Annotated in this window: 27 protein-coding genes; 18 read left to right on the forward strand and 9 right to left on the reverse strand. The window is 70.6% G+C overall.

The features are described from left to right. Positions 1–126 precede the first annotated feature (126 nt). Positions 127–543 (reverse strand): hypothetical protein, encoded by a 417-nt coding sequence (locus tag IE247_RS29820; protein WP_190126435.1) that lies wholly within the window; start codon positions 541–543, stop codon positions 127–129. A 497-nt stretch (positions 544–1,040) separates the two neighbouring features. Between IE247_RS29820 and mshD the strand changes: the two genes are divergently transcribed. The 8 genes from mshD to pstB all read left to right on the forward strand — a co-directional run bounded on the left by mshD (position 1,041) and on the right by pstB (position 10,610). Further along, positions 1,041–1,964, forward strand: a complete 924-nt coding sequence (gene mshD / locus IE247_RS29825) for a mycothiol synthase (RefSeq protein WP_190126436.1) — start codon at positions 1,041–1,043, stop codon at positions 1,962–1,964. A 254-nt stretch (positions 1,965–2,218) separates the two neighbouring features. Beyond that, positions 2,219–4,450, forward strand: coding sequence for an RNA degradosome polyphosphate kinase (locus tag IE247_RS29830; RefSeq protein ID WP_190126463.1), 2,232 nt, complete (start codon positions 2,219–2,221; stop codon positions 4,448–4,450). Next, positions 4,416–5,501: a CHAD domain-containing protein gene (locus IE247_RS29835; RefSeq protein WP_373305626.1), complete on the forward strand. Its 1,086-nt coding sequence runs from the start codon at positions 4,416–4,418 to the stop codon at positions 5,499–5,501. Before IE247_RS29830 ends, IE247_RS29835 begins: the two co-directional genes overlap by 35 nt. Beyond that, positions 5,498–5,968 (forward strand): NUDIX hydrolase, encoded by a 471-nt coding sequence (locus IE247_RS29840; protein WP_190126438.1) that lies wholly within the window; start codon positions 5,498–5,500, stop codon positions 5,966–5,968. The genes IE247_RS29835 and IE247_RS29840 overlap by 4 nt, the downstream gene beginning before the upstream one ends. Positions 5,969–6,491: 523 nt before the next feature. Further along, positions 6,492–7,625, forward strand: a complete 1,134-nt coding sequence (gene pstS / locus IE247_RS29845) for a phosphate ABC transporter substrate-binding protein PstS (RefSeq protein WP_190126439.1) — start codon at positions 6,492–6,494, stop codon at positions 7,623–7,625. Positions 7,626–7,741: 116 nt separating this feature from the next. Then, positions 7,742–8,734 (forward strand): phosphate ABC transporter permease subunit PstC, encoded by a 993-nt coding sequence (gene pstC / locus IE247_RS29850; RefSeq protein WP_190126440.1) that lies wholly within the window; start codon positions 7,742–7,744, stop codon positions 8,732–8,734. Further along, positions 8,731–9,807: a phosphate ABC transporter permease PstA gene (gene pstA, locus IE247_RS29855; protein ID WP_190126441.1), complete on the forward strand. Its 1,077-nt coding sequence runs from the start codon at positions 8,731–8,733 to the stop codon at positions 9,805–9,807. The genes pstC and pstA overlap by 4 nt, the downstream gene beginning before the upstream one ends. A 26-nt stretch (positions 9,808–9,833) precedes the next feature. Next, positions 9,834–10,610 carry a phosphate ABC transporter ATP-binding protein PstB gene (gene pstB / locus IE247_RS29860; protein ID WP_190126442.1) on the forward strand — a complete coding sequence of 259 codons (777 nt, stop codon included), beginning with the start codon at positions 9,834–9,836 and terminating at the stop codon, positions 10,608–10,610. Between the two features lie 199 nt (positions 10,611–10,809). Here pstB and IE247_RS29865 read toward each other — a convergent pair whose 3' ends face one another. Next, positions 10,810–11,808 carry an inorganic phosphate transporter gene (locus IE247_RS29865; protein WP_190126443.1) on the reverse strand — a complete coding sequence of 333 codons (999 nt, stop codon included), beginning with the start codon at positions 11,806–11,808 and terminating at the stop codon, positions 10,810–10,812. Positions 11,809–11,813: 5 nt separating this feature from the next. Next, the gene (locus IE247_RS29870) at positions 11,814–12,434 is read right to left on the reverse strand and encodes a DUF47 domain-containing protein (protein ID WP_190126444.1); all 621 of its coding nucleotides are present in this window, start codon (positions 12,432–12,434) and stop codon (positions 11,814–11,816) included. 239 nt (positions 12,435–12,673) lie between these two features. Here IE247_RS29870 and IE247_RS29875 point away from each other — a divergent pair, with 239 nt between their 5' ends. Then, a complete protein-coding gene (locus IE247_RS29875) occupies positions 12,674–13,042 on the forward strand; it encodes a metal-sensitive transcriptional regulator (RefSeq protein ID WP_190126445.1) in 369 nt (122 codons plus the stop codon). Positions 13,043–13,102: 60 nt separating this feature from the next. Here IE247_RS29875 and IE247_RS29880 read toward each other — a convergent pair whose 3' ends face one another. Then, complete coding sequence (locus IE247_RS29880; RefSeq protein ID WP_190126446.1) at positions 13,103–13,321, reverse strand: hypothetical protein; 219 nt, start codon at positions 13,319–13,321, stop codon at positions 13,103–13,105. Positions 13,322–13,398: 77 nt separating this feature from the next. Then, a complete protein-coding gene (locus IE247_RS29885) occupies positions 13,399–14,262 on the reverse strand; it encodes an SCO4651 family lipoprotein (RefSeq protein WP_190126447.1) in 864 nt (287 codons plus the stop codon). A gap of 125 nt (positions 14,263–14,387) precedes the next feature. Between IE247_RS29885 and IE247_RS29890 the strand changes: the two genes are divergently transcribed. Continuing rightward, complete coding sequence (locus IE247_RS29890; protein WP_190126448.1) at positions 14,388–14,573, forward strand: hypothetical protein; 186 nt, start codon at positions 14,388–14,390, stop codon at positions 14,571–14,573. 152 nt (positions 14,574–14,725) lie between these two features. Next, entirely contained in the window at positions 14,726–15,004 is a 279-nt protein-coding gene (locus tag IE247_RS29895; RefSeq protein WP_190126449.1) for a hypothetical protein, read from the forward strand. 139 nt (positions 15,005–15,143) lie between these two features. Here the strand turns inward: IE247_RS29895 and IE247_RS29900 are convergent, their stop codons facing one another. The 3 genes from IE247_RS29900 to IE247_RS29910 form a co-directional block, all read right to left on the reverse strand. Further along, positions 15,144–15,899, reverse strand: a complete 756-nt coding sequence (locus tag IE247_RS29900; protein WP_190126464.1) for a phosphatase PAP2 family protein — start codon at positions 15,897–15,899, stop codon at positions 15,144–15,146. Positions 15,900–16,192: 293 nt separating this feature from the next. Then, complete coding sequence (locus IE247_RS29905; protein WP_190126465.1) at positions 16,193–17,173, reverse strand: C40 family peptidase; 981 nt, start codon at positions 17,171–17,173, stop codon at positions 16,193–16,195. 152 nt (positions 17,174–17,325) lie between these two features. Beyond that, entirely contained in the window at positions 17,326–18,192 is an 867-nt protein-coding gene (locus tag IE247_RS29910; protein WP_229869443.1) for an SAM-dependent methyltransferase, read from the reverse strand. 341 nt (positions 18,193–18,533) lie between these two features. Here IE247_RS29910 and IE247_RS29915 point away from each other — a divergent pair, with 341 nt between their 5' ends. From IE247_RS29915 to IE247_RS29940, 6 genes are all read left to right on the forward strand, one after another. Next, a complete protein-coding gene (locus IE247_RS29915) occupies positions 18,534–18,842 on the forward strand; it encodes a DUF8827 family protein (RefSeq protein ID WP_153482055.1) in 309 nt (102 codons plus the stop codon). Positions 18,843–19,061: 219 nt separating this feature from the next. Further along, a complete protein-coding gene (locus IE247_RS29920; protein WP_190126451.1) occupies positions 19,062–19,925 on the forward strand; it encodes a hypothetical protein in 864 nt (287 codons plus the stop codon). Next, entirely contained in the window at positions 19,915–21,273 is a 1,359-nt protein-coding gene (locus IE247_RS29925) for a hypothetical protein (protein WP_190126452.1), read from the forward strand. Before IE247_RS29920 ends, IE247_RS29925 begins: the two co-directional genes overlap by 11 nt. Then, on the forward strand, positions 21,270–22,832 hold the full coding sequence (locus tag IE247_RS29930) for an SCO6880 family protein (protein WP_190126453.1): 1,563 nt from the start codon (positions 21,270–21,272) through the stop codon (positions 22,830–22,832). The genes IE247_RS29925 and IE247_RS29930 overlap by 4 nt, the downstream gene beginning before the upstream one ends. Before the next feature lie 14 nt (positions 22,833–22,846). Continuing rightward, a complete protein-coding gene (locus IE247_RS29935) occupies positions 22,847–24,259 on the forward strand; it encodes an ATP-binding protein (protein WP_190126454.1) in 1,413 nt (470 codons plus the stop codon). 1 nt (position 24,260) lies between these two features. After that, positions 24,261–25,682: a type IV secretory system conjugative DNA transfer family protein gene (locus IE247_RS29940; protein ID WP_190126455.1), complete on the forward strand. Its 1,422-nt coding sequence runs from the start codon at positions 24,261–24,263 to the stop codon at positions 25,680–25,682. 5 nt (positions 25,683–25,687) lie between these two features. On the opposite strand, the gene IE247_RS29945 is transcribed toward IE247_RS29940, so the two are convergent. Then, positions 25,688–26,059, reverse strand: coding sequence for an SH3 domain-containing protein (locus IE247_RS29945; protein ID WP_190126456.1), 372 nt, complete (start codon positions 26,057–26,059; stop codon positions 25,688–25,690). Positions 26,060–26,210: 151 nt separating this feature from the next. On the opposite strand from IE247_RS29945, the gene IE247_RS29950 reads away from it, so the two are divergent. Continuing rightward, positions 26,211–26,861 carry a helix-turn-helix domain-containing protein gene (locus tag IE247_RS29950; RefSeq protein WP_190126457.1) on the forward strand — a complete coding sequence of 217 codons (651 nt, stop codon included), beginning with the start codon at positions 26,211–26,213 and terminating at the stop codon, positions 26,859–26,861. The last annotated feature ends 70 nt before the right edge of the window (positions 26,862–26,931 follow it).

Genomic DNA, 26,931 nt, shown 5'->3' on the forward strand with positions numbered 1-26,931 from the left:
TACACCCGCGCCCCCCGCGGGGGGCCCCCCGGGCGCGGGGGGGCGGGGGGGAGGGCGGCGGGGGGGCAGACCGAGGGCGGCGGCCGCCCGGGCCCGGGGCCCGGGCCGCCCGCCGTGCGCCGGGTCTTAGACCAGCGCGAGGAAGAGCACGGGCCGCACCGCCCACTCCAGATGGTCGCCGTTCTGCGCGGTGTGCGCGAAGCCCACCGGCAGCCCCTGGTACAGCGCGGCGACCGCCTGCACATCCCCGGAGAGCCCGTTGTCGCTGTGGTCGTCGAGGGCCGTCAGGATCGCGTACCGGTCGCGCGGCGGCATCCGGGCCGCCCAGTCGCGGACCGAGCCCCGCAGCGCGCGTATCGCCTGGCGCGGGCTCTCCGGCGCGGCCGACTCGCACGGCTCCGGGCTCCGCTCGCTCTCGTTCTCGGCGCACGGGCGGTACCGCAGAAGCTCGTACCAGAGGCCCGGACGCGTCAGCGGCGACCGCTCCGGACCGGCGCACGGCCCTGTTCCTCGAAGAATCGCCAGATGGGAAGGTGCGAGCATGTCTCGCCTCCTGTCGCGGGGGCGGAGGCCGGAGAATCGGCCCGTGATGGCGACGCACAGCGACCGTAGCGCCACGAAGAGCAGGGGCGCAACAGGCGGACACCACCCTCTCGCACCCGGCCCCAGGACTCCCCAGCTCACCCGGACGGACGAAGGGGCGCACAACCCGGCCGGGGGGCGCACAACCCGGCGGACGCGCCCGGCGGGCGGGCAGGATGCCCAGCTCAGCGAAGGGCCCCAGGCTCTCGCCCGACCCGGCCCTTCGGCGCTCTCCCGCTCGCCGCCCCCGTGCCGTGCGCCCCGGCACCTCGCGCGCCCCACCGGGATCCGGAACCACCGCCCCGACCACACCGCGTCACACCCGACGCCTCCCCGGCGGACCCCCGGCAGCGCCTCGGCGGACCCCTGACGGACCCCCGGCCGGGATCAACTCCCGTGCGACACCGATCACACCGCCGGACCCCTCAGGGCGATTCCCGCCGCCGTAGGCTCTTCCCATGACGACTGACGCAGCGACCGCGGGACCCGGCAGGCAGATCAGCACCCAGGACGAGCTGACCGCCGAGCAGGCGCGCGCGGTGCTCGACCTGCTCGCCGAGGCCGCCGAGGCCGACGGCACCCAGGCCGTCTCCGAGCAGGGCAGGCTCCAGTTGCGCGGCGGCCGGCGCGAGGGCGTACGGCATCTGCTGCTCACCGTGGACGGGGAGTTGACCGGATACGCCCAGCTGGAGGACGTCGACCCGGTCGAGGCCCCCGCCGCCGAACTCGTCGTCCGCCCCTCCCGCCGGGGGCGCGGCCACGGCCGGGCGCTCGGCAGCGCGCTGCTCGCCGCCTCCGGCAAACGGCTGCGGGTCTGGGCGCACGGCGGAAAGTCCGCCGCCCGCCATCTCGCCCAGGTCCTGGGCCTGACCCTCTTCCGCGAACTGCGCCAGCTTCGCCGCCCGCTGGCCCCCCTCGACATCCCCGAGCCCGTCCTCCCGCCCGGGGTCACGATCCGCGCCTTCGTCCCCGGCCAGGACGACACCGCCTGGCTCGCCGTCAACGCCGCCGCCTTCGCCCACCACCCCGAGCAGGGCTCCCTCACCCAGCGGGACCTGGACGACCGCAAGAGCGAGCCGTGGTTCGACCCCGCCGGATTCTTCCTCGCCGAGCGCGACGGCGAGATCATCGGCTTCCACTGGACGAAGACGCACGCCGCCGAGCGCCTCGGCGAGGTGTACGTCGTCGGCATCCGCCCCGACGCGCAGGGCGGCGGCCTCGGCAAGGCCCTCACCGCCGTGGGACTGCGCCATCTGGCCGCACAGGGACTCCCCACCGCGATGCTCTACGTCGACGCCGACAACACCGCCGCCGTCACCGTCTACGAGCGCCTCGGCTTCACCACCCACGAGGTCGACCTGATGTACCGCACGGAGTCCTGAGCCGCACGGAGTCCTGAGCCGCACGGAGTCTTGAGCCGTACGGGGTCCTGACCGGCACGGGGTCCCGTACCCCGGCCGGAGGCCACACGCCCCCCGGGGCGTCACCCCCTCTTCACCGGCCATTCAGACAGCGCTGCGAACCTCTCCCAATGCAGCCCGCTGTGCCCGCCGCCGTCCCCGCCGCCGTCAACGGAAAGATCGCTCCCGCCCGCTCCGACGCGCCCGTCGCCCCCTTCGCGCGGAAGAATGGGCTTATGAGTCAGCAGCCCGCCGAGGCATCGGTCCAGCATCCCCAGCCGTCCGTCGGTTCCATAGCCGCGCACCGACCGCACACCGTCGCCGCCACGGTCTCCGATCTGGAGCCCGATCTCGACGCCGATCTCGACGGTTACGAGGAGGACGACCGGGTCGGCCACGGCACCGAGCTGCCCCAGGGCCGCTTCCTGGACCGCGAGCGCAGCTGGCTCGCGTTCAACGAACGCGTGCTCGAACTCGCCGAGGACCCGGCGACCCCCCTCCTGGAGCGGGCCAACTTCCTCGCGATCTTCGCGTCCAACCTGGACGAGTTCTTCATGGTCCGGGTCGCCGGCCTCAAACGGCGTATCGCCACCGGGGTCGCCACCCGCTCCGCCTCCGGCCTCCAGCCCCGCGAGGTGCTGGACCTGATCTGGACCCGCTCGCGCGAGCTGATGGCCCGGCACGCCGCCGCCTTCCAGCAGGACGTCTCCCCGGCCCTCGCCGACGAGGGCGTCCATCTGATCCGCTGGCCCGATCTCACCGAGAAGGAGCAGGCCCGCCTCTTCACCCTGTTCCGCCAGCAGATCTTCCCGGTGCTGACCCCGCTGGCCGTGGACCCGGCCCACCCCTTCCCGTATATCTCCGGCCTCTCCCTCAACCTCGCCGTCGTGGTGCGCAACCCCGTCAGCGGCCACCGCCACTTCGCCCGGGTGAAGGTCCCGCCGCTGCTCTCCCGCTTCCTGGAGGCCTCGCCCCAGCGGTACGTGCCCCTTGAGGACGTCATAGCGGCCCATCTGGAGGAGCTGTTCCCCGGCATGGAGGTGCTCGCGCACCACATGTTCCGGGTGACCAGGAACGAGGATCTGGAGGTCGAGGAGGACGACGCCGAGAACCTCCTCAAGGCCCTGGAGAAGGAGCTGATGCGGCGGCGCTTCGGCCCGCCGGTCCGGCTGGAGGTCGAGGAGTCGATCGACCCGTACGTACTGGATCTGCTGGTCCGCGAATTGAAGGTGTCCGACGCGGAGGTCTATCCGCTGCCCGGTCCGCTCGATCTGACCGGTCTCTTCGGGATCGCCGCACTGGACCGGCCCGAGCTGAAGTTCCCCAAGTTCATCGCCGGGACCCACCGCGACCTCTCCGAGGTCGAGTCCGCCTCCGCGCCCGACATCTTCATGGCGCTGCGCGAGCGCGACGTACTGCTGCACCACCCGTACGACTCCTTCTCCACCTCCGTACAAGCCTTCCTGGAGCAGGCGGCGGCCGACCCCGACGTACTGGCGATCAAGCAGACCCTCTACCGCACCTCCGGCGACTCGCCGATAGTGGACGCGCTGATCGACGCGGCCGAGTCCGGCAAGCAGGTCCTCGTACTGGTCGAGATCAAGGCCCGGTTCGACGAGCAGGCCAACATCAAATGGGCCCGCAAGCTGGAGGAGGCCGGCTGCCACGTGGTCTACGGACTCGTCGGTCTGAAGACCCACTGCAAGCTCTCCCTGGTGGTGCGCCAGGAGGGCGAGACCCTGCGCCGCTACTCCCACGTCGGCACCGGCAACTACCACCCGAAGACGGCCCGGCTGTACGAGGACCTCGGCCTGCTGACCACCGATCCGCAGGTCGGCGCGGACCTCTCCGACCTCTTCAACCGGCTGTCGGGGTACTCGCGGCGCGAGACCTACCGCAGGCTGCTGGTCGCGCCCAAGTCGCTCCGCGACGGTCTGGTCTCCCGGATCAACAAGGAGGCCGCCCACCACAAGGCCGGGCGTCCCGCCTATGTCCGCATCAAGGTCAACTCGATGGTGGACGAGGCGATCATCGACGCCTGCTACCGGGCGGCGATGGCGGGCGTGCCCGTCGACATCTGGGTGCGCGGGATCTGCGCGATCCGCCCCGGCGTACCCGGGCTCTCGGAGAACGTCCGGGTCCGCTCGGTGCTCGGCCGCTTCCTGGAGCACTCCCGGGTCTTCGCCTTCGGCAACGGCGGCGAACCCGAGGTCTGGTTCGGCAGCGCCGACATGATGCACCGCAATCTCGACCGCCGGATCGAGGCGCTGGTACGCGTCACCGACCCGGCCCACCGCGCGGCCCTCACCCGGCTGCTGGAGACCGGCATGTCCGATTCCACATCCTCCTGGCATCTGGGCCCGGACGGGGCCTGGACGCGTCACGCGACCGACCAGGACGGTCAGCCGCTGCGCAATGTGCAGGAGACGCTCATTGAGTCCCGGAGGCGAAGGCGTGCTCAAACCTGAACTGCCCCGAGTCCCCGCCCAGGGCGGAGCGCCCCCGGCGGCGCACGCCCCGGGCGGCTCCCCCTCGGCCGGGGAGGCGCTCGCGGGGTATCTGCACGCACGGGCGGGTGAGTTCCTGCGCGGGCTGCGGCTGCACGGGGAGAGCGGCGCGGACACGGCGGGGGCGGCGGAGGCCGCCCGCGCCCTGCGCACCGCCTCCCGGCGCATCAGCGGCACACTGCACACCTTCCGGCCGATGCTGGACCCGGTGTGGGCGGACGGACTCCGGGCGGAGCTGACCTGGCTCGCCACCACGCTCGCGCAGGAGCACGCCTGTGTCTCACGGCTGAACCGGCTGGTGGCGGCCCTGACCCGGCTGTCGGGAGCGGCCGGGGCGAGCGGCGGGGCAGGCAGTGCGGCGGGCGGCGGCGGGAAGGCCGAAGCGCGGGGGCCGCTCGGCATGGGCGCGGCCCGCGCCGGGGCCCTGCTGGAGCGGCAGCTGACCCTCGGCAGGACCCGCTCCCACTCGGCCGCGCTCCAGGCGCTCGGCTCCGCCCGCTTCCACGCGGTCGCGGACGCCGTCGCCCTCCTCGCCTCCGAGCGGCCCCCCGCCCCGGCCTTCCCGCCGCCGCCCGCCGACGCCGTCACCGAGGCCGTACGGCGAAGGCTGCTGGACGCCGCCGCCGGGCTCCCGCTCGCCCGCGCGGGACGCCCGTACAACGCCGACGCCCTGGTCCACGGGCTGACCGCGTCCGCCGAGGAGGCCCAGGACGCCCCCTGGCACCGGGTCCGCAGCCTGCTCAGACTCCATCGGTACGCCCTGGAGGTGACCGGCCCCGAGCCCGATCCGGTGCTGGCCGGGGCCGGGCGGCTGCTGGACCGCCACCGGGACGCCTCCGAGGCGGCCACCACCGCCGCCGTCGCGGCCCGCACCCCGAGGATCGCCCCGGCGACGGCGTATGTGCTCGGAGTGCTCCACGCGGATCAGCGCCATGAGGTGGAGGCGGCCCGGTTCGCCTTCCAGGAGATCTGGCAGACGGCCGCCGGGGCCCCGACGGGAGGCGGACGGTGACGGCGCAGGACAGGCAGGGGAACGAGGAGCCGGTGCTCGCGGCCGGGTGCGTGCTCTGGCGGCGCGCGCCGGGCGACAGCGGCAGCGCTGACGGCGACGGCGACGGCGTGGAGATCTGTCTCGTACATCGACCGAAATATGACGACTGGTCGCATCCCAAGGGCAAGCTGAAGTCCGGCGAGAGCGCCCTGGACGGCGCGCTGCGCGAGGTGCTGGAGGAGACCGGCGCGCACTGCGCCCCCGGCCCGGAGCTGCCCGCCGTCCGCTATCTCGTGGAGGGCCGCCCCAAGGAGGTCCGCTACTGGGCTGCCGAGGCCACCGGTGGCTCCTTCGCCCCCAACAGCGAGGTCGACCGGGTGCGCTGGCTCTCGCCCGCGAAGGCGCGGGAGCTGCTCACCCAGGAGCGGGACGCCGAGCTGGTGACCGCCTTCCTCGACGCCCGGGGACCGGCGGCCGACGGCCGCTGAGGCCCGCGCCGGGCCGCCGCGCGCACCGGAACCCATCGGATCCGCGCACCCGTTCGAGGCCCTCCCGCGTACCGGACAAGGGGTGTACGGTCGCGGATCATGCCCGTTCGCCACACCCCCGCCCCCGGCCGGGCGCCCACGCGCCATCTGCGGCCGGACGCCGGGGAGCACATACGCCCCACGGCCTGAGGCCGTCGCCGCGCGCGCCGACGAGCGCCCCGGCCCAACCCCTCCCGGGCGCCTTCGCGGGCCCTTCCGCGCGACTCCCGTGCGACTCCCGCACGGCTTCCCGTACGGCCTTCCACGAGGCCTTCCGTACGGCTTCGGCCAGGCCCGCACCCAGCCGCCCGACACGGTTCACCTGACGTTCACTCGCCCCCGTGGGCGGCTTCACCTGATCTGCTTAATTTCGGCCTTACGCGGTAACCGGCAGCAGGCCGGCTTCCCCACCCCCGACACACGCCGCCACCGGACGTCCGGCGACAGAGAGCGTCCCGGCGGCTTCTGGAAGGAACACCCGAAAGTGAAGCTTCAGCGCAAGAACGGGCTTCGCGCCACCGCGCTCGGCGCCCTGGCCGTCACCGGCGCCCTGGTCCTCACGGCGTGTGGTTCGGACGACAACACCGGCGGCACCGGCGGTGGCGACGGCAAGACCAGCGCCGCTTCGAACATCAAGTGCGAAGGCGCCAAGGGCAAGCTGCTCGCCTCCGGCTCCAGCGCGCAGAAGAACGCCATGGACCTGTGGGTCAAGGACTACATGGCCGCCTGCTCGGGCGTGGAGATCAACTACAAGTCCTCCTCGTCCGGCGAGGGAATCGTCGCCTTCAACCAGGGCACGGTCGGCTTCGCGGGCTCCGACTCGGCACTCAAGCCGGAAGAGGTCGCCGACTCCAAGAAGATCTGCAAGAGCGGCCAGGCCATCAACCTCCCCATGGTCGGCGGCCCGATCGCGATCGGCTACAACCTCTCCGGCGTCGACAGGCTGAACCTCGACGCCGCCACCATCGCCAAGATCTTCAACGGCAAGATCAAGAAGTGGAACGACCCGGCGATCACCAAGCTCAACGAGGGCGCGTCCCTCCCCGACAAGGCGATCCAGGCCTTCCACCGCTCCGAGGACTCCGGCACCACCCAGAACCTGGGCAAGTACCTGGGGGCCACCGCCAAGGCCGACTGGCCGTACGAGGCCGAGAAGAAGTGGCCCGCCCCCGGCGGCCAGGCGGCCTCCGGCTCCTCCGGTGTCGCGGCCCAGGTCAAGCAGGTCGACGGCGCGATCGGCTACTTCGAGCTGTCGTACGCCACCTCCCAGTCGATCCCCACGGTCAGCATCGACACCGGCGCGAGCGCCCCCGTCGAGGCCAACTCGGAGAACGCCTCCAAGGCGATCGCCGCCGCCAAGGTCAAGGGCACCGGCAAGGACCTGGCCCTGGAGCTGGACTACACCACCAAGGCCGAGGGCGCGTACCCGATCGTCCTGGTGACGTACGAGGTCGTCTGCGACAGCGGCAACAAGCCGGAGACGCTGGACACCGTCAAGTCCTTCCTGGGCTACGCCGCCGGCGAGGAGGGCCAGAAGGTGCTCTCCACCGCCGGTTACGCCCCGATCCCCGCCGAGATCAACGCCAAGGTCCGCGAGACCGTCGCGGGTCTGAAGTAAACCCGGAGCGGCGGGCGGGGGCCTGTGCCCCCGCCCAGCGTCCCCGCCCGCCGCCCCGTCCGGTGCACCGCCGCCGGGGGAGTCACTCCGCTCCCCTCACCCAGACCGGAAAGACCATGGCATCCACCACACCCACTGACCTCCCCCCGGCCCCGCCGGCCCGTCCGGGGAAATCCGCCTCCACCGGCCGCGCGGGCGACAAGATCTTCCTCGGGCTCTCCCGGGGCTCGGGCATCCTGCTCCTGGTGATCATGGCGTCGATCGCCGGGTTCCTCGCCTACCGCAGCGTCATCGCCATCTCGCAGGACGAGGGCAACTTCCTCACCACCTTCGACTGGAACCCGGCCGGCGACCCGCCGGTCTTCGGCATCGCGGTACTGCTCTTCGGCACCGTCGTCAGCTCGCTCGTGGCGATGGTGATCGCCGTGCCGATCGCGGTCGGCATCGCGCTGTTCATCTCGCACTACGCGCCGCGCAGACTGGCCGCCCCCCTCGCCTATGTGGTCGATCTGCTGGCGGCCGTCCCGTCGATCATCTACGGCATCTGGGGCGCGCTCTTCCTGGTGCCGTACCTCGAAGGGCTGAATCTCTGGCTCGACGAGTTCTTCGCCTGGACCTACATCTTCGACAAGACCGAGGTCGGCGTCGCCCGCTCGCTCTTCACCGTGGGCGTCCTGCTCGCCATCATGATCCTGCCGATCGTGACCAGCGTCAGCCGTGAAGTCTTCCTCCAGGTCCCCAGGATGAACGAGGAGGCCGCACTGGCGCTCGGGGCCACCCGCTGGGAAGTCATCCGGATGTCGGTGCTCCCCTTCGGCCGCTCCGGAGTCATCTCCGCCTCGATGCTGGGCCTGGGCCGGGCGCTCGGCGAGACGATGGCCGTGGCCACGGTCCTCTCCCCGAGCTTCGTGATCTCCCTGCATCTGCTCGACCCGGGCGGCGGCACCTTCGCCCAGAACATCGCGGCGAAGTTCGACGAGGCCAATGAGCTGGGGCGCGACGCCCTGATCGCCTCCGGGCTCGTCCTGTTCATCCTCACCCTGCTGGTCAATGGCGCGGCCCGCCTCATCATCGCCCGCCGCAAGGAGTACTCGGGGGCCAACGCATGAGCCAGACAGCCGTACAGGTGCCGCCCACCCCCAGCCCGCCCACCCCGCCCTCCACCCTGAGCGGGCGCTCGCTGCCCCGCTGGGCCCCGCTGGGCTTCGCGGCCGCCGCGATCGCCCTCGGCTGCGGCCTGGGCGCGGTGGCCGGCTGGCACAGCAAGACGCAGTGGGGACTGCTCTCCGCCCTGTTCTTCGTGCTCATCTCGTACACGGTCACCTCGACGGTCGAGAACAAGCGGCAGGCCAAGGACCGGCTGGCGACCAGCGTGGTGTGGGTCTGCTTCATCCTCGCCGTCGTCCCGCTGTTCTCCCTGATCTGGGTGACGGTCAGCCGGGGCCTGAAGGTGCTCGACGGATACTTCCTGACCCACTCCATGGCCGGGGTCCCCGGCTTCGAGACGGGCGGCGGCGTCTACCACGCGATCATCGGCACCCTGGAGCAGGTCGGACTCGCCACCGTGATCTCGGTGCCGATCGGTCTGCTGACCGCGATCTACCTCGTCGAGTACGGCCGGGGCGCGCTCGCCAAGGCCGTGACCTTCTTCGTCGACGTCATGACCGGCATCCCCTCGATCGTCGCGGGCCTCTTCCTCCTCTCGATCATGCTGATGTTCGAGCTGAGCCCCTCCGGCCTGATGGGCGCGCTGGCCCTGGCGATCCTGATGATCCCCGTGGTGGTCCGCTCCACGGAGGAGATGCTGAAGCTCGTCCCGAACGAGCTGCGCGAGGCCTCCCTCGCCCTGGGGGTGCCGAAGTGGCGCACCATCCTCAAAGTGGTGATTCCTACCGCACTGGGGGGTATCACCACAGGGGTGATGCTCGCCGTCGCGCGCATCGCCGGAGAGACCGCACCGATCATGCTGCTGGTCTTCGGCAGCCAGCTGATCAACGCCAATCCGTTCGAGGGCGCGCAGTCGTCGCTCCCGTTCTACATCTGGGAGCAGTACCGGGTCGGCAGCGAGGCGTCGTACGACCGCGCCTGGGCCGCCGCCCTGGTCCTGATCGCCTTCGTCATGCTCCTCAACCTGGTGGCCCGCGGAATCGCCCGCTGGAAAGCCCCGAAGACCGGCCGCTAGCGGCCTCCTGGAAGTGATCTAAGAAGATGGCCAAGCGAATCGACGTCAGCGGTCTGACGGCCTACTACGGCGCCCACAAGGCGATCGAGGACATCTCGATGACGGTGGAGCCCCGCTCGGTGACGGCCTTCATCGGCCCCTCCGGCTGCGGCAAGTCCACCTTCCTGCGCACCCTGAACCGTATGCACGAGGTCACCCCCGGTGGCCGCGTGGAGGGCAAGGTGCTGCTGGACGACGAGGATCTGTACGGCTCGGACGTCGACCCGGTCGGCGTGCGCCGCACGGTCGGCATGGTCTTCCAGCGCCCCAACCCCTTCCCCACCATGTCGATCTTCGACAATGTGGCGGCCGGCCTGCGGCTCAACGGCTCGTACAAGAAGAACCAGCTCACGGACATCGTCGAGAAGTCCCTGCGCAGCGCCAACCTCTGGAACGAGGTCAAGGACCGGCTGAACAAGCCGGGCTCCGGCCTCTCCGGCGGCCAGCAGCAGCGGCTGTGCATCGCCCGCGCGATCGCGGTCGAGCCCGAGGTGCTGCTGATGGACGAGCCCTGCTCGGCGCTGGACCCGATCTCGACGCTGGCGATCGAAGACCTGATCAGCGAGTTGAAGGAGCGGTTCACGATCGTGATCGTCACCCACAACATGCAGCAGGCGGCGCGGGTCTCCGACCGTACGGCGTTCTTCAATCTGGCGGCGGTCGGACAGCCCGGACGGCTCGTCGAGATCGACGAGACGGAGCGGATCTTCGCGAACCCGTCGGTGCAGGCGACCGAGGACTACATCTCCGGCCGCTTCGGCTGAGCACCGCACGCCCCACACGTCTCGGGGTGCTGCATGGCGGTGCCGCCACGAGACGAAGGGCCCGCCCTCACCCCCCGAGGGCGGGCCCTTTCGTATGCCCGGCCCGGGACACATGGGGGCACGGGGTACGGAGCGGTACAGAGCGGTACGGAGAAGGCCCGGCACATCGCGTGTGCCGGCCCTTCTCACGTACCGCCGGTCAGCCGAAGACCAGCCAGACCACCCCGTAGCTCATCGCCGCCACCGCGCCCGCCGCCGGCATGGTGATGAACCAGCCCAGGACGATGTTCTTGGCGACGCCCCAGCGGACCGCGTTCACCCGCTTCGTCGCCCCGACGCCCATGATCGCCGAGGTGATCACATGGGTGGTCGAGATCGGCGCGTGGAAGAGGAACGCCGAGCCGAACATGATGGACGCCCCCGTGGTCTCCGCGGCGAAGCCCTGCGGCGGGTCCAGCTCAATGATCTTCCGGCCGAGCGTACGCATGATCCGCCAGCCGCCCGCGTAGGTCCCCAGCGACAGCATCACCGCACAGGCGATCTTCACCCAGATCGGGATCTCGTCGGCCTGCTGCTCCACATCGGCGATGACCAGCGCCATCACCACGATGCCCATCGTCTTCTGAGCGTCCTGGAGACCGTGGCCGAGGGCCATCGCCGCCGCCGAGACGGTCTGGGCGATCCGGAAGCCGCGCTTGGCCTTGTGCGGATTGACCTTGCGGAAGATCCACATGATCGCGACCATCACCAGATAACCGGCGAGAAGACCGACCAGCGGCGAGACGAACATCGGGATGACGACCTTCTCCAGCACCCCGGACCAGATCACCTCCGTGCCGCCCGCGAGCGCCGCGCCCACCATCCCGCCGAACAGGGCGTGCGAGGAGGACGAGGGCAGCCCGAAGTACCAGGTGACCAGGTTCCAGACGATCGCGCCCAGCAGCGCGGCGAAGAGGATGCCCATCCCCTTGCTGCCCTGGGGCGTGGCGATGAGGCCCTCACTGACCGTCTTGGCCACCCCCTGGCCGAGGAACGCGCCCGCCAGGTTCATCACCGCGGCCATCGCCAGCGCCGCCTTCGGCGTCAGCGCCCGGGTGGAGACCGAGGTCGCGATCGCGTTGGCGGAGTCGTGGAAGCCATTGGTGTACGTGAAGCCGAGCGCGACGCCGATGGTCACGATCAGGGCGAAGGTGTCCACGAGGGTCAGGACTCCTTGACCGCGATGGTCTCCACGGTGTTCGCCACATGCTCGAAGGCGTCGGCGGCCTCTTCCAGCACATCCACGATCTGCTTGAGCTTCAACACCTCGATCGCGTCGTACTTGCCGTTGAAGAGGGTCGCGAGCAGCCGGCGGTGGATCTGGTCCGCCTGGTTCTCCAGCCGGTTGACCTCGATCCAGTACTCGGTCAGATGCTCCATGGTCCGCAGATGCGGCATCGCCTCGGCCGTCAGCTCGGCCGCGCGGGCCAGCACCTCGATCTGCTGCTCGACCCCCTTGGGCAGCTCCTCGACCTGGTAGAGCACGACGAGGTCGACGGCCTCCTCCATGAAGTCCATGATGTCGTCGAGGGAGGAGGCCAGCCGGTAGATGTCCTCACGGTCGAACGGCGTGATGAACGAGGAGTTCAACTGGTGGAAAATGGCATGGGTGGCGTCGTCGCCCGCGTGCTCCGCCGCCCGCATCCGTTCCGCGATCTCGGCCCGCCCGGAGGCATCGGCCCCGAGCAGTTCCATCAGGAGCTTGGAGCCCGTGACGATGTTGTCCGCGGACGCGGCGAACATGTCGTAGAAGCTCGTCTCCCTGGGGGTCAGACGAAATCGCACGTGGGGTCCTCGGGTGCTCTGGGTTCGGACAGGCTGATGCTAGGCGCATTCATCCGGCCACGGCCAACCGGTGTTCCTCAGTGTCGCCCATCGCGGCGGGGGACGGGCGGGGGACCCTCGGGCGCGCGGAAGACCCCTTTCCCCGGCCGTTCGGTACCATATACCCACGAGGGGTATACAGCCCTGGTTTGTCAGCAGATCATTTTCGGACACAGAGCGCAGGACAACGGGAGGAACCGATGACGACCACCGAGGCGGCCGGCCCCCCGGTCGCGGACACCGCCGCCGCACCGGCGGACTGCCCGGTCACCGACCACGACCAGGGCGTCCACGGCTACCACCACCAGAAGGACGAGCACCTCAAGCGGCTCCGCCGGATCGAGGGCCAGATCCGGGGCCTCCAGCGGATGGTCGACGAGGACGTCTACTGCATCGACATACTCACCCAGGTCTCCGCGTCCACCAAGGCGCTCCAGTCCTTCGCGCTCCAGCTGCTGGAGGAGCATCTGCGGCACTGCGTCGCCGACGCGGCCGTCAAGGGCGGCACCGAGATCGACGCCAAGGTGGAGGAGGCCACCAAGGCCATCGCCCGCCTTCTGCGCACCTGAGGCCCACCGCCGCCGAAAAAGGAAGGGCCGGGGCGCACCGCCGCCCCGGCCACACCCCGGTCAGCCCTGCCGGGCCCGCCGGACCTGCTGCGCCTGAGCGTGCCCGGCCTGCCGGGCGGACCGCTCCGCGGCCACCTTCAGCACCTCGTCGATACGGTCGAAGCTGAGCCGCTCCCCGTCCGCCGCCGACGCCGCGATGATCAGATCGCCGCACAGCTCGATCTCGGCGAGGGCCACGTGGTCCTGTACCAATGTCGTACTGGGCGCAGCCACGTGCATTTCACCTCTTCCTGCCGGTACCGATATCCCTAGCGTAGGGAGTGACGAACCGACCGCGCATGGCACGTCCGGACCATTTAGCCCCTGATCTTTCCGGCGTAAATGTCCCGGCGGTCGGGCAGGCGTACGACGACCGGAGCCCCGAAGTCGTACAGCAGGGTGGTCGAGGCGACCTCGACCGTGCCCGCGCCGTTGGTGAAGGTGAAACGGTGGAGCACCTTGCGCAGCCGCCCCCGCTCGTCGAGGTAGGCGTCGAACGGGACGGCGTCCCTGGCGAACCCTTTCGCCGCCGCCGCCAGCGAGGCCCGGGCGTGCGGTTCGGCGGCCAGGGCCGCCCGCGCGATGTCGGCGTCGCCCCGGTAGTGGCGCACGGTCGCGCCGTCGAGGGTCTCCTCCCCGAGGTAGATCACGTTCCGCGCGCTGCGCAGCAGCTCGGCGGCGGCCAGCGGGTCGGTCGCGCCCCCGGTGACCAGGTTCCCGTCCTCCAGCGTGGTGGTGTCGACCCGTACCCATTTGTCGGCGGGGACCCCCGCCCCCCGGTTCTTCATGTACAGCGCGCCGGGGGTCATCAGCTCGGTGACCGGACGGCGGGCCTCCATGCCCGCCGGGTCCTTGGGCAGGACCACGGTGAGACGGCCCTCGCGGCGGACGAAGTCATAACCCCCCTCGCCCCGGATCGTCACCCGGGTGCCTCCGGCCGCCGTCTCCATCGAGGTGCGGGCACGGGCGCTGCCCGCCGCGATGAGCCTGTCGGCGGCCGTACGGACCTCGTCCGAGCGCTCGTCCGCCACCTGCCCCGCCTGGCCCTGGACGGTGTCGAGCCGCGGCCTGCCGTCGGCGGGACCGCTCACCCCGGCGGAGCACCCGCCGACCGCCATCGCTCCCAGTACCGCGGCCAGGGCGACCGTCCCGCCCGTACGCCTGTGCTGCTGCGCCACCATCGCCTGCCAACCCCCAACACCGGACCGCTGCTTCCCAGAGACCTCCGCCCGCCCCGCCTAACGAGAACCGGGGCCCGCCGTCACGCGGCCGTGTGCGGCCCGCACCACCCCAGTACCGTGGGGGTGTGCTTCCGTCAGACCTTCCGGCCCCCGCCGGGGCGCTTCATCGCACCGGCACCGCCGAGCGCGGGTCCTTCGCCGTGGCCCGCTGCTCCTGCGGCTGGTCGGGCCCGGCCCGGCGGTCCCGGGAGCGCGCGCGCTCGGACGCGCGGGCGCACTCCCCGGAGGCCGTGCCCCTCCCGGAGGGCTGAACGGGCGGATCGGGCCGCCGGACGGCCCCGTACGGAGGCGTCCGGATGGCCGTCGGACCCCGGCGGCGGTGCCCTTGTCCACAAGGGGTGTTCACCGGAACACCGATCCGCCTTCGACGGCCGCACTCCGGCCGACCCAAGGACGTCCTGCCATGAAGCGATCCCGAAGCCGCTCCGCGCGCCGCGGCGGCCGAATAGCCGTCCTCACCTCCGCCGCCGTACTCGTACTCGCCCTGCCCCTCGGCGGGGCGGCGGCCGCCGCACAGGCATCCGCCGCACAGACGCCCACGGCTCAGCCGCCCACGGCGGCGAAGCCGGAAGGTCCGATCGAGAGTTCGCTCTCCGTCGCCGGCACCGGGGCGATGGCCGCGGCCGCCACCGTCCTGATAGTCCGCCGGCATCAGCGGCGCAGCCGCAACAACCGCCGCTGACAGCCCCGGCCCCGGGCCTCCTTCGGCTCCGCCCTGAACGGCGGCGAGCCCGCCCGGGTCACTCGGGAGGAGTGACGCGGACGGGCTCGTCGGAGGCCCTGCGATGGGCGGTGTGCGGTGTGCGGTGTGCGGTGTGCGGTCAGGCGGCGAGATCCCTCTCGCCCGCGCCCTTGCCCCTCGGCTCGGGGAGGCCCAGCGCCCCGCCCCGCTCGCCGTTCCGGCCGGAGCGCGGCCGCTTGGCCCGTACGAGCACGCCGCCGACCCTCGACCCGGCGATCGCCGACACCACGGGGGTCAGCAGCGCCATCGCGAGGGGCGCGAGCAGCAGCGTCACCGCCGTGCCGAGGGCGAAGCCGCCGATGACGTCGGTGGGGTAGTGGACGCCCATGTAGACGCGGAGGAAGCCCTCGGCGAGCGCGAGACCGAGCGCGGCGAAGCCGAGCCTGCGGTGGGCGAGGAAGATGCCGACCGCGAGCGCCATGGCCATGGTCGAGTGATCGCTGACGAAGGAGTAGTCCGTCTTGCCCGCGACCAGGACCTCCAGGCCCTTGTGGTCCACAAACGGTCTGGGCCGCTCCACGAAGCCCCGGATGGGGATGTTGACCACCACGGCGACGGCGGCGGCGAGCGGCGCCCAGACCAGCCCCGTGACGGCGGCGGTCGAGTCCTCGGCGGTGCCCAGGCGGCGTACGCTCCACCAGGCCCAGAGTCCGACGACGGCGAGCCCGAACATGATTCCGTACTCGCCGACGAACCCCATGATGCGGTCGAACCACGGCGGGGCGGCTTTGGACAGGCCGTTGATGTCGTAGAGCAGATTGAGATCGGCGCCCGACCCCCCGCCCGCCTGCGCGAGGGAAAGCCCCGTCCTTGGCTCCGCGAGGGGGATCCCCATTGCGAGTCCAGCCATCTGCTGCGGCCCCTTGCCTCTGTATCGACCTGAACTGCTCGGCGTCGGTGTCGGTGTCCGTCCGCGCCGGCCGGGCACGGGCCCGGCACGGCCGCTCCGTCCAGGGAACGGCCCGGTTCCCCACGGCGTTCCACTCTCCACCCAACGCTCACCAGGACGTTATCGAAGAGAGATCCGAGGGAGACCCGTGGAGCCTGTGGAGAGCTGTGGAGATCCGTCGCCGCCGTCCGGGACCATGGCCCGGCAGTGGCTTCCCCGGCCGGGCCGGACAAGCCCTGTCAGGCCTCCGGGGGCAGCGTGGGAAGCGATTTCGCGCCTTCCTCGGTGACCCGGGTGGCCCCGAAGTAGTCCGGGGTGTCGATCTTGTCGAAGCGGATCACGGCCCCGGGACGGGGAGCGTTGATCATATATCCGCCGCCGACATAGATGCCGACGTGGCGAATGGCCCGGGAGTTGGTGAGATCGTCCGAGAAGAAGACCAGATCGCCGGGGAGCAGCTCCTCGCGGGAGGGGTGCGGTCCGGCGTTGTACTGATCGTTGGCCACCCGGGGCAGCTCGATGTCCACGGTCCGGTACGCGGCCTGCGTCAGCCCGGAGCAGTCGAAGCGCCCGCCGTGCTCGGGAGTGCCGTTTCCGCCCCAGAGGTACGGGGTGCCGATCCGCTTCTGCGCGAACTCAATCGCACCGGCCGCCTGCCGCGAGGGATCCACCCGGCCGACGGGCCTCGCGAAGCTCTTCTCCAGCGTCTGGATGACCTTCACATAGTTCTGCGTCTCCTTGTACGGGGGGACGCCCCCGTACTTGATGACGGCGTACGGGCCCGCGTTGTACGCGGCGAGCATGTTGCTGGTGGGGTCGCCGGGCGCCTTGCTCACATACTTGGCCATCGCGCAGTCGTAGCTGGCGGCGGACGGAATCGCGTCGGCCGGGTCCCAGACGTCCCGGTCCCCGTCGCCGTCCCCGTCGATGCCGTGGGTGGCCCAGGTGCCGGGGATGAACTGCGCGATGCCCTGCGCGGCGGCGTGGCTCTGCGCACGCGGGTTCCAGCCGCTCTCCTGGTAGAGCTGGGCGGCGAGCAGCGCGGGCGTGAGCTCCGGGCAGAGATTGCCCCACTTCTGGACCAGCGCCTGATAGCGCGCGGGAACCGCGCCCTTGGCGAGCCCGAGCGCCCTGTTCTTCGCGTCGACACCGCCGCCGAAGAGCCCGGCGGCGGCGGAGAAGGTCCCGATCACCAGCAGCGCGACGAACGCCAGGGCCATCCCCGCGGACACACCCGCGATCAGCCACGCCTTACGCACCGTCAACCGCCCTTCACCCGTGGGGAGTACGCCACCTGGCGTCAGTGTAGGTGGGGGAAGGTCGATTCCGGAGGTGGACGAAGGGGACAGAACGGGGATTCGACGAGGCGTCCCTAGGGCTTTCTCGCCACGCCGCCGAACATCGCGACCTCGTCGGGGACACCGCCGTCCGCGTCAACACCGATACCGGTGCCGATGCCGCTGTCGCTGTCGGCGTCCAAGCCGCACGGCGGCAGCCAGCGGGAGCAGGAGACCACTCCGGGGTCGAGCAGCTCCAGGCCGTCGAAGTACCGCTCGACCTGCCGGGGCGTGCGCTGGGTGAGCCGGGGGGTGCCGTGTTCGTTCCAGAAGGCGACCGCCGCGTCCACGTCCGGCATCGAGGGGCTGGTGATCGTATGCGAGAGCACCAGATGGCTGCCGGGCGGCAGCTCGGCCATGAGACGCCGTACCACCCCGTACGAGGCCTCGTGATCCGCTATGAAGATCACCACGCCGAGCAGCATCAGCGCCACGGGCTCGGAGAGGTCGAGCGTCCGGGCCGCGCGCTCCAGGATGGCGTCCGTGTCGGACAGATCGGCGTCGAGATAGTCGGTGCGGCCCTCGGGGGTGCTGGTGAGCAGCGCCCGGGCGTGGGTGAGGACGAGCGGGTCGTTGTCGACGTACACGATCCGGGCGTCCGGCGTGATGCGCTGGGCGACCTCATGGGTGTTGTCGGCGCTGGGCAGGCCGGTGCCTATGTCGAGGAACTGCCGTATGCCCGCGTGCGCGGCCAGCTGATGCACGGCCCGCCCCAGAAAGAGGCGGTCGGCCCTCGCGTACTCCCCTATCCCCGGGTGGATCGCCCGGATCCGGTCGCCGGCCTCCCGGTCGACGGGGTAGTTGTCCTTGCCGCCCAGCCAGTAGTTCCAGATGCGGGCGGTATGAGGGCGTGTGGTGTCGATCCGCCCGCGGATGTCCTCGTGTCCGGTCACGCGGCACACCGTACCCAAGTGGGCACCCTCCGAGAGGACGTTGTGACCACCCCGGCATCAAAGGGGACAGAGCGCGCCCGAAACGTGAGGAGCGCCCCAAAGGTGGGACAACGACAGTCATTGCCCGGAGTCACTCTCCGTGATACACAGAGTGACGGTACGGGCTCAATGGGGCGCTCTGATCCAGTTCTCCGCAGCTCAGGACAGTGGCATCGGTCATACGTGCGGAGATCGACTAAAGAGACCCGCCAAGTCGGCATACGAGGGCGGTTTCATCAGCGAAGATAGAGGGATGGCCCATGCCGAGGGGCACGGGCGGCTAACAACCCGACAGGGGCGGTGAGTTACACATGATCCTGGCAGCCGAAAAGGGCGATATCACCACCATCATCGGCGGAATCGCTCCAAATTGGGGGCCTTTCGGAGGCCTCGGGAACGAGGCCCGGGTGATGATCGAGGTAGTGATGGCCGTGGCCATCCTGCTCTGCCTCGGCATCGCGATCTGGGGCGCGGCCAAGCAGCGCATCGGCGCGACGGCACTGCGCGACACCTTCAGCGCGGAACAGGGCAAGGGCCTGATCGTCGCCGGCCTGACCGGCGTCTTCATCATCGGCTCCCTCGGAACGGTCTTCACCATCGTGTACGGGATGGCCGTCTGACCCCACTCCCGCCACCTCTCCCCCGCCCCCTTTCCCCAGCTCCCCGTGTGCCCGGCCCACCCTCAGAGGTTGCGTCTCCCCGATGTCGAGTCACCACACCGCGCCCGCGCGGACCTCAGCGCGGCTACCGTCGTCGTATGACTCCGTGTCACACGGCACGGGTGCGCACCTGGTTGAGGGAGGGCGTCTCCCCCAGCGGAGCGAGGGGAAGTACGCAAGATGAGCCTCGGGGACGACCACGGCTACCGCAGCGATCCGGGCGGCCGCGGCGACGACGGCTTCGGCGGTACGGGCCAGACCCGCACCCGTCTGCCCGGCACCGCCGACACCGACGCCCACGGCGGCCCACGCCGCCCGGCCCGCGGCTCCCGCTCCCTCATCACCGTGGTGGGCGTCGTCGTCCTGCTCATCGCCGCCATCGCCTTCGCCAACCGCGGCGACACCCCCGACACCACCACCTCCACCCCCGGCTCCCCCGCCAACCGCCCCGGCACCCACCCCACCGCCCCCACCGGCGTCAAACCCGTCCAGGGCCACACCCAATCCATCCCCACCGGCCACCCCAAAACCGAACAGGGCGCCCAGAGCGCGGCCGCGAACTACGCCGTGGCCCTGGGCTCCGACGGGATGTTCAAGACGGCCGCCCGGGAGAACATCGTCCGAACCGTGCACGACCCCGCCACGGTCGAGCGCCTGTTGACGGACCTGGACAAGGCGTACTCCCCCGGATTCCTGGCGGGCGTCGGCCTGGAGGAGGACGGCACCGCGCCCAAGGGGCTCTCCTTCATCTCCCGCACCGTCCCCGTCGGCACCTCGGTGACGGAGCAGAAGGGCGACATGGTGACCGTGGAAGTGTGGTGCACGGGTCTCATCGGTCTGGCGGGGCCGTCCTCCGTCAAGCCGGTGACCGAGAATTGGTTCACGCTCACCCAGAAGCTCCGCTGGGTCGACAACGACTGGAAGATCGTCTCATCGACCCAGAAAGAGGGACCGACACCGGTCTACGGGGACAATCGCGCGTCCTCCGCGGACGAGATCGCCAGTGCTGTAGCGGGATACGGAGGCTTCACCTATGCCCGGTAGTGGCCACCTTCGCACCAGGGTCCTCGCCACCCTGACCGCCGTCCCGGCGTCGATCGTCCTCTTCGCCTCCCGGGCGACGGCGGCGCCCACGCCCTCGCCGTCACCCTCGCCGAGCCCCAGTTCCAGCAACGACCCGTGCAGCATCGTGCCCGGCGCCGCACAGGACCTCTGCGAGCGCGGCGAGAACGGCGGCGGAAGCGGCAGCTCCAGCAACTCCCTCGACCCCACCAGCGCCGCCGACCCCCTCGGCGCCCTCGGCCGCGCCTGCACCGACGCCGCCTCGTGGACCGTCGACACTCTCTCGAAGGCGGTGAAGTCGACCGCCACCGTCGACTTCACCAACACCACCTTCCTCTCCCAGTACGCCATCGTCTTCGCCGCCACCACCGTCCTCACCCTCCTCCTCTGGCTCCTCGCCGTCGCCAAGCGAGCCATCCGCGGCGTCCCCCTCACCACCGCCCTCACCGAGGCCATCGGCTTCCTCTGGCTGGCCGTCCTCGCCTCCGCCTTCACTCCGCTGATCCTCTACACCCTCGTCTCCGCGACCGACGGAGTCACCGAGGTCATCACCGGCGGCACCGGCGACCAGACCGACCAGTTCTTCGGGAACTTCTCCGCCGCCCTCAAACAGGGCAACGACATCGGCGGCGGCCCGATCATGCAGATCGTCGTCTCGCTCGTCACCATCGTCGCGGCCGGAGTGCTCTACCTCGAACTCTTCATCCGCGCCATCGTCCTGTACGTGGGCGCGCTCCTCGGCGTCGTCGTCTACTCCGGACTCGTCGACAAGAACATGTGGGGCAACGTCCGCCGCTGGGCCGGCATCATGATCGCGATCATCCTGGTCAAACCGATCATCGCCATCGTCCTCGGCCTCGCCGGAGCCCTCACCAACTCCGAGAAGACCGACTCCATCGGCGCGATCGTCTCCGGCCTCGCCATCATCATCCTCGCCATCATCGCCTCCGGGATGATCTACCGCTTCGTCCCCGGCTTCGGCGACGAGATCGTCGCCTCCCGCAACAACCGCGTCCAGGGCGGCGTAGAGAACCGCGCCGCCGCGGTCATCAGCTCCCCCGCCGCCCTCGTCTCCCAGGGCATCAAGACCCACAGCTCCCGGGGGAACACCGGCGGCGGAGGCGACAGCGGAGGCTCAAGCTCCGCCGCCCGCCCCGCCAACCCCATCGGCGGAGGCGTCGCCGCCCACAGCTCCCGCCCCACCGGAACCCCCTCCACCGGAGGATCGGGCCCGGCGGCCGGCGGCAGCGCGCCACCGCCCCGTAGCGGCGCGCCCACCACCAACACCCCGCACAGCAACCGCAAGAGCACAGGAGGTGGCGGGCGTTGACGACCCAGTCCCATCCCATCGCACCCCGCCGGACATATCTCATCGGCCGCGCCCGGCCGAACGCGATCATCGGCAAGAACCGCGAGACCGGCGAAATCGCCCTGATCATCGCCGGTGCGTTCCTCGGCATGATGAGCGGCCTCATCGTCCCCGTGCTCACCCTGCGGATCGTGCTGCTGACGGGCTTCCCGATGCTCGCGCTCGCCGCCGTCTACGTCCCGTACAAAAACCGCACCTTCTACAAATGGTTTGAAATCAACCGCAGCTTCAAACGCAGCGTGCGCGGCAACAAGACCGCCTACCGGTCCTCCGCAGCCGAGGCGGGCACCGCGCTCGACGGCCGTGAGGTCGAAGTCGGCCCGCCGCCCGGCATCGGCCGGATCAGCTGGCTCGCCGCCCCCTTCGGCCCCGACGAGATCGCCGTACTCCTGCACGCCGACCGCCGCACCGTCACCGCCGCCATCGAGATCGAGGGCCCCGGCGTCGGACTGCGCGACAGCGAGGACCAGGAGGCCCTGGTCGACCGCTTCGGCACCCTCCTCAAGCACGTCGCCAACGGCGACGGCTTCGTGACCCGCATCCAGATGCTCGCCCGCACCCTCCCGGCCGACCCCGACGCCCACGCCAAGGACGTCGCCCAGCGCGGCGACACCCACTCCCCGCCCTGGCTGCGCGAGTCCTACGACCAGCTCCAGTCGATGGTCTCCACCTCCAGCGAGCAGCACCGCGCCTACCTCGTGGCCTGCATGCACTACACCCGCGAACTCGCCGCCGAGGCCAACGCCATGGCCCGCGCCGCCCGCGCGGCCGCCGGCACCAAGGCCCGCAGGCTCGACAAGGACGCCGGACTCGCCGTCGTCATGGCCCGCGAGCTGACCGACATCTGCGCCCGGCTCGCCGAGGCCGACATCCGGGTCCGCCAGCCGCTCGGCCAGGGCCGGCTCGCCTCCCTCGTCCACTCCATGTACGACCCCGACCACCCCATCGACCACATCCAGGCGATGACCAAGCGCAACGCCTGGCCCGCCGAGCTGGACGCCATGGAGCCCACCTACCTCCAGGCCAAGACCCGCGAATCGTCCACCCGCGCGCCCTGGTGCCACTCCACCGCCTGGGTGAAGGAGTGGCCGATGACCCCGGTCGGCGTCAACTTCCTCGCCCCGCTCCTCGTCCACACCCCCGATGTGATCCGTACGGTCGCGGTCACCATGGACCTGGAACCCACCGAGGTCGCCATCGAGCGCATGCTCACCGAGAAGACCAATGACGAGGCCGACGCCAGCCGCGCCGCCAAGATGAACCGCACGGTCGACCCGCGCGACATCGCCGCGCACGGACGGCTCGACCAGCGGGGTGAAGATCTCGCCAGCGGTGCGGCGGGCGTCAACCTCGTCGGGTACATCACGGTGTCGTCCCGTTCCCCCGAGGCCCTGGCCAGGGACAAGCGGACGATCAGGGCATCGGCCGGCAAGTCGTACCTGAAACTGGAGTGGTGCGACCGCGAGCACCACCGGGCCTTTGTGAACACCTTGCCGTTCGCGACCGGCATCCGCCGTTAGGGGCCCTGATCCTCATGCGAGATCCGCTGTCCATCCTCACCGAGGCGTTCACCTCCTTCGTCTTCGGAAAGGTGGAGACCACCCGGCTGCCCGTGCGCACCTCCACCGGGCAGGCGCAGGCCGTCTATCTGCCCACCGCGGCACCGGGCCTCGGCGACTCCGGCGTGATCATCGGCCGTGAGGTCTACAGCGGCAAGGGATACATCTACGACCCGTTCCAGCTGTACGGACAGCAGCTCCCCGCCCCCCACTGGCTGGTCCTCGGCGAGTCCGGCAACGGCAAGTCGGCGCTGGAGAAAACCTACGTACTGCGCCAGCTCCGCTTCCGCGACCGCCAGGTCGTCGTCCTCGACGCACAGGGCGAGGACGGCGTCGGCGAGTGGAACCTCATCGCGCAGGAGCTGGGGATAACCCCCATCCGGCTCGACCCGATGACCGCCCTCGACGGCGGCATCCGGCTCAACCCGCTCGACCCCGCGATCACCACCACCGGCCAGCTGGCACTGCTCCGCACCATCATCGAAGTCGCCATGGGCCACGGCCTCGACGAACGGGCCGGCTTCGCCCTCAAGGTCGCCCACGCCTATGTCAACACCACCATCACCCACCGCCAGCCGGTCCTCACTGACATCGTGGAACAGCTCCGCCACCCGGAGGCCGAGTCCGCCGAGGCGATGAACGTCGACATAGACGATGTACGGGCCTGGGGCCTCGATGTCGCGCTGGTACTGGACCGGCTGGTCGACGGTGACCTGAGAGGCATGTTCGACGGCCCGACGACGGTCGGCATCGACCTCGACGCACCGCTGATCGTCTTCGACCTCTCCCACATCGACCGCAACTCCATCGCGATGCCCATCCTGATGGCCATCGTCGGCGTCTGGCTGGAGCACACCTGGATCCGCCCCGACCGGAAGAAGCGCATCTTCCTGGTCGAGGAGGCCTGGCACATCATCAACTCGCCCTTCGTCGCCCAGCTCTTCCAGCGGCTGCTGAAGTTCGGCCGACGCCTCGGCCTCTCCTTCGTCGCGGTCGTCCACCACCTCTCCGACGTCGTCGACGGAGCGGCGGCACGAGAGGCCGCGGCGATCCTGAAAATGGCCTCCACCCGGACGATCTACGCCCAGAAGGCGGACGAGGCACGCGCCACCGGCCTCGTCCTCGGACTGCCCCGCTGGGCCGTCGAGATCATCCCGACCCTCACCCCCGGTATCGCCGTCTGGGACGTCAACGGCAATGTGCAGGTCGTCAAACACCTGATCACCGAGGCGGAACGCCCCCTGGTCTTCACCGACCGGGCCATGACGGAGTCATCGGGCTCCGTGCTCTCCGAAGATCTGGAAGCCGCGGAGTGGGAGGCGGAACAGCGCGCTTCCCTGATCGAGCGTCACAAGCTGGACGAATCCTCCGAGTCGACGGTGGCGTGAGATGCACCCGTCCCAGCAGCGCCGCCATGAGCGGGAGAGATCGGGAGGCGTCCCGGACGGCATGCTGCTCGGGCTGCTCGGCCTCGGCGTCAGCTCCCTGCTGCTGACCTGGACGGCGACCGGCCTCTCCGGCCTGCTCGCACACGGCTCCTGGCCGTCGGACGTCACCTTCAAGAACGCCCCACAGGCCGTACGCTCCCTGGTCACCGCGCCACAGGACCTGCCCGGCGCCTGGCCGGGCACCCCTGCGGGGGAGCTCTCGGGGTACGGGCTGTTCTGGGGGCTGGCGATCAGTCAGCTGATGGTGCTGCTGGTCCTGGCGGTCTTCCTGCTGGGCACCCTGGCCCGCTGGAAGGCCCTGCGGGAGTCCCGCCGCGCCGAACGCCTCCGCCTCCGCGAGAGCGCCGCCCCCGCTCCCGCGCCGCACCACCCCGAACCACCCGCCGTCGAGGCGATCGTGGTGCCCGACCTCCCAGTCCCGGTCCCGGTCCCGGCCCAGCGCACCCCGCGCGTCCTCTACGGCGACCCCTCCGCCCGCCGCCCGGCCGCGCTCCAGGCCGTACTGGACGCCGAGGGCCCCGCCGTCGTCGTCACCTCCGACCCGACGGTCTGGGCCGAGACCAAGGACACCCGGGCCAAGCTCGGCCCGGTCCTCGTCTACGACCCCGGGCACCTCTGCGACACCCCCGCCCGGCTGCACTGGTCCCCCGTCTCCCACTGCGAGGACGCCGAGGTCGCGGCGGCCCGCGCCACCGCGCTCCTCGCCCCCGTCCGGCCGCGCGCCCTCCTGGACGCCGTCATGGCCGACACCGCCGAGACCCTGCTGCGCTGCTGGCTGCACGCCGCCGCCGTGGACGGCCGAGGCGTCAAACAGGTCCACCGCTGGGCCCAGGGCGGCAGCGCGCAAGAGGCGGTACGCATCCTCCGTACGCACCCCAAGGCCGCGGGCGGCCTCGCCGGGCTGCTGGAATCGGCGCTCACCGCCCATCCCGAACGCCGGGAGATCGCACAGGAGCTGGTGGCCGGAGCGCTGTCCGGCCTCTCCTCGATCCATATCCGCGAGGCATGCACCCCCAACCGAACTGATTCCCTCACCTTGGAATCATTTGCGAACGAAGGGGGAACCCTCTATCTGGTGGGTGAACCCATAGAGGACCCCAGATCCCGCCCCGGAGCGATGCCACTGCTCACCGCACTGGCAGCAGACGTGGTCGAGCACGGCCGCCGCATGGCCGCACGGTCATCCGCCGGCCGGCTCGACCCACCAATGACACTCGTTCTGGACGATGTCGCAGCTGTGGCTCCGCTTCCCCGGCTTCCGGAGCTGCTGGCGAATGGAGCGGAGCAGGGCCTTCCCACACTGGCCCTGCTCCGCTCCGCCGAACAGGCCCGCGCCCGCTGGTCAGAGCCTCTGACCGGCTGAGCCGATCAACAGACCTTCGTGGAACCGCCGTCGTTCAGATTGCCGTCGTACACCCAGCCCTGGATATTCGTGCCGCTGATACGGAGATGGGTCCAGGTGTTGCCCGACTCGTTCGTGACGTAGCAGTGGTAGTAGAGCACCTCGCCGGGGTAAACCCTCGCCGTCTCACCGCAGGACGCGTGCGGCCCGGGGCGAACCAGCGACGACGATGTGACCTGCCCCGAGTCTGAGTCCTTGTTGGACCAGGGGTGATTGGAACATCCGAGCGGGCCCGACGCAGACGTGGCCGACTGCGCGGGCGCCGCGGCCGTCACCAGGCCCGCTGCGGCGATCATCGGCAGAACGGCGGCCAGAAAGCGTGTCCGTTTCTTCGCCATGGCTCTCCCTTCCGGAGAACGGTTGAAGATCGGTTGACGATCGATCCGTGTTTCCCGGCCGGACGGCGGCCCCAAGCGGCCGGTACTTGCCTTCACCGTCCCGCCGGCGGCTCCTACCGTAAAACCTCCCTCACACGGGAGGTTCAAGAGCATGCGAAACAATGTGACGCGCCCCACTCCACAGGGCGGGTGGAGCATCGGTGAACTGGCCGCGCACAGTCGGCTGCCGGTGAAGACGGTCCGGTACTACACCGATATCAAGCTGCTGCCCGAGGTGGGCCGAAGCCCCGGCGGGCATCGGCGCTACGGGCCGGATGCCCTGGAACGCCTCTGTCTGATCAGACGATTACGCAGTCTGGGCCAGCCGATCGCCACCATCACCCAGGTACTCAGCGAGGAGGTGTCCCTCAGCGAGCTGGCGTCGGCGGAGCAGGGCCGCGCCGAGGATCTGCTGTTCGAGCTGAGATGGCGCAGGGCCACTTGGCAGGCCCTGTACGAATCGGCCGGGGACGAGCAGCTGCGCAGGCTGGAGATGCTCGCTCGGGTGCAGCGGCCACCGCAGGCGCACGCCGAGCTGATACGGGCCTGGAAGCGGTCCCTGCCCCGCTCCCTGCCGGGTCGGCTGATCGACCTGATCGTCTCGTACGCCGCACCCGCGCCACCCCGCCGTCCCTCGCCCCGCAAGGTGCTGGCCTACGGCGAACTCCACGCTCTCGCCGCCCGTCCTGATCTCCGGGCCATGTCCGAGTCCGACTGGTACTGGCAGCAGGTCGCCGTGGTCACCGCCGAAACCGCCGAATAAAAGATCCTGAACGCAAAAATGCCTCAGTCCCCGGACACAATGTGTCCGGGGACTGAGGCTAAAAATTGTT

The sequence above is a fragment of the Streptomyces inusitatus genome, assembly GCF_014651115.1.
GTDB lineage: Bacteria > Actinomycetota > Actinomycetes > Streptomycetales > Streptomycetaceae > Streptomyces > Streptomyces amakusaensis.

Bases quoted from the DNA above. Each gene is read 5' to 3' on its own strand.
- IE247_RS29920 (WP_190126451.1), top strand. From the start codon at position 19,062: ATGAGCCTCGGGGACGACCACGGCTACCGCAGCGATCCGGGCGGCCGC.
- IE247_RS29925 (WP_190126452.1), top strand. From the start codon at position 19,915: ATGCCCGGTAGTGGCCACCTTCGCACCAGGGTCCTCGCCACCCTGACC.
- IE247_RS29900 (WP_190126464.1), bottom strand. From the start codon at position 15,899: ATGGGGATCCCCCTCGCGGAGCCAAGGACGGGGCTTTCCCTCGCGCAG.
- IE247_RS29895 (WP_190126449.1), top strand. From the start codon at position 14,726: ATGAAGCGATCCCGAAGCCGCTCCGCGCGCCGCGGCGGCCGAATAGCC.
- pstC (WP_190126440.1), top strand. From the start codon at position 7,742: ATGGCATCCACCACACCCACTGACCTCCCCCCGGCCCCGCCGGCCCGT.
- IE247_RS29905 (WP_190126465.1), bottom strand. From the start codon at position 17,173: ATGGCCCTGGCGTTCGTCGCGCTGCTGGTGATCGGGACCTTCTCCGCC.
- IE247_RS29945 (WP_190126456.1), bottom strand. From the start codon at position 26,059: ATGGCGAAGAAACGGACACGCTTTCTGGCCGCCGTTCTGCCGATGATC.
- pstA (WP_190126441.1), top strand. From the start codon at position 8,731: ATGAGCCAGACAGCCGTACAGGTGCCGCCCACCCCCAGCCCGCCCACC.
- IE247_RS29875 (WP_190126445.1), top strand. From the start codon at position 12,674: ATGACGACCACCGAGGCGGCCGGCCCCCCGGTCGCGGACACCGCCGCC.
- IE247_RS29885 (WP_190126447.1), bottom strand. From the start codon at position 14,262: ATGGTGGCGCAGCAGCACAGGCGTACGGGCGGGACGGTCGCCCTGGCC.
- IE247_RS29915 (WP_153482055.1), top strand. From the start codon at position 18,534: ATGATCCTGGCAGCCGAAAAGGGCGATATCACCACCATCATCGGCGGA.
- IE247_RS29935 (WP_190126454.1), top strand. From the start codon at position 22,847: ATGCGAGATCCGCTGTCCATCCTCACCGAGGCGTTCACCTCCTTCGTC.
- IE247_RS29950 (WP_190126457.1), top strand. From the start codon at position 26,211: ATGCGAAACAATGTGACGCGCCCCACTCCACAGGGCGGGTGGAGCATC.
- IE247_RS29940 (WP_190126455.1), top strand. From the start codon at position 24,261: ATGCACCCGTCCCAGCAGCGCCGCCATGAGCGGGAGAGATCGGGAGGC.
- mshD (WP_190126436.1), top strand. From the start codon at position 1,041: ATGACGACTGACGCAGCGACCGCGGGACCCGGCAGGCAGATCAGCACC.
- IE247_RS29830 (WP_190126463.1), top strand. From the start codon at position 2,219: ATGAGTCAGCAGCCCGCCGAGGCATCGGTCCAGCATCCCCAGCCGTCC.
- IE247_RS29820 (WP_190126435.1), bottom strand. From the start codon at position 543: ATGCTCGCACCTTCCCATCTGGCGATTCTTCGAGGAACAGGGCCGTGC.
- IE247_RS29880 (WP_190126446.1), bottom strand. From the start codon at position 13,321: ATGCACGTGGCTGCGCCCAGTACGACATTGGTACAGGACCACGTGGCC.
- pstB (WP_190126442.1), top strand. From the start codon at position 9,834: ATGGCCAAGCGAATCGACGTCAGCGGTCTGACGGCCTACTACGGCGCC.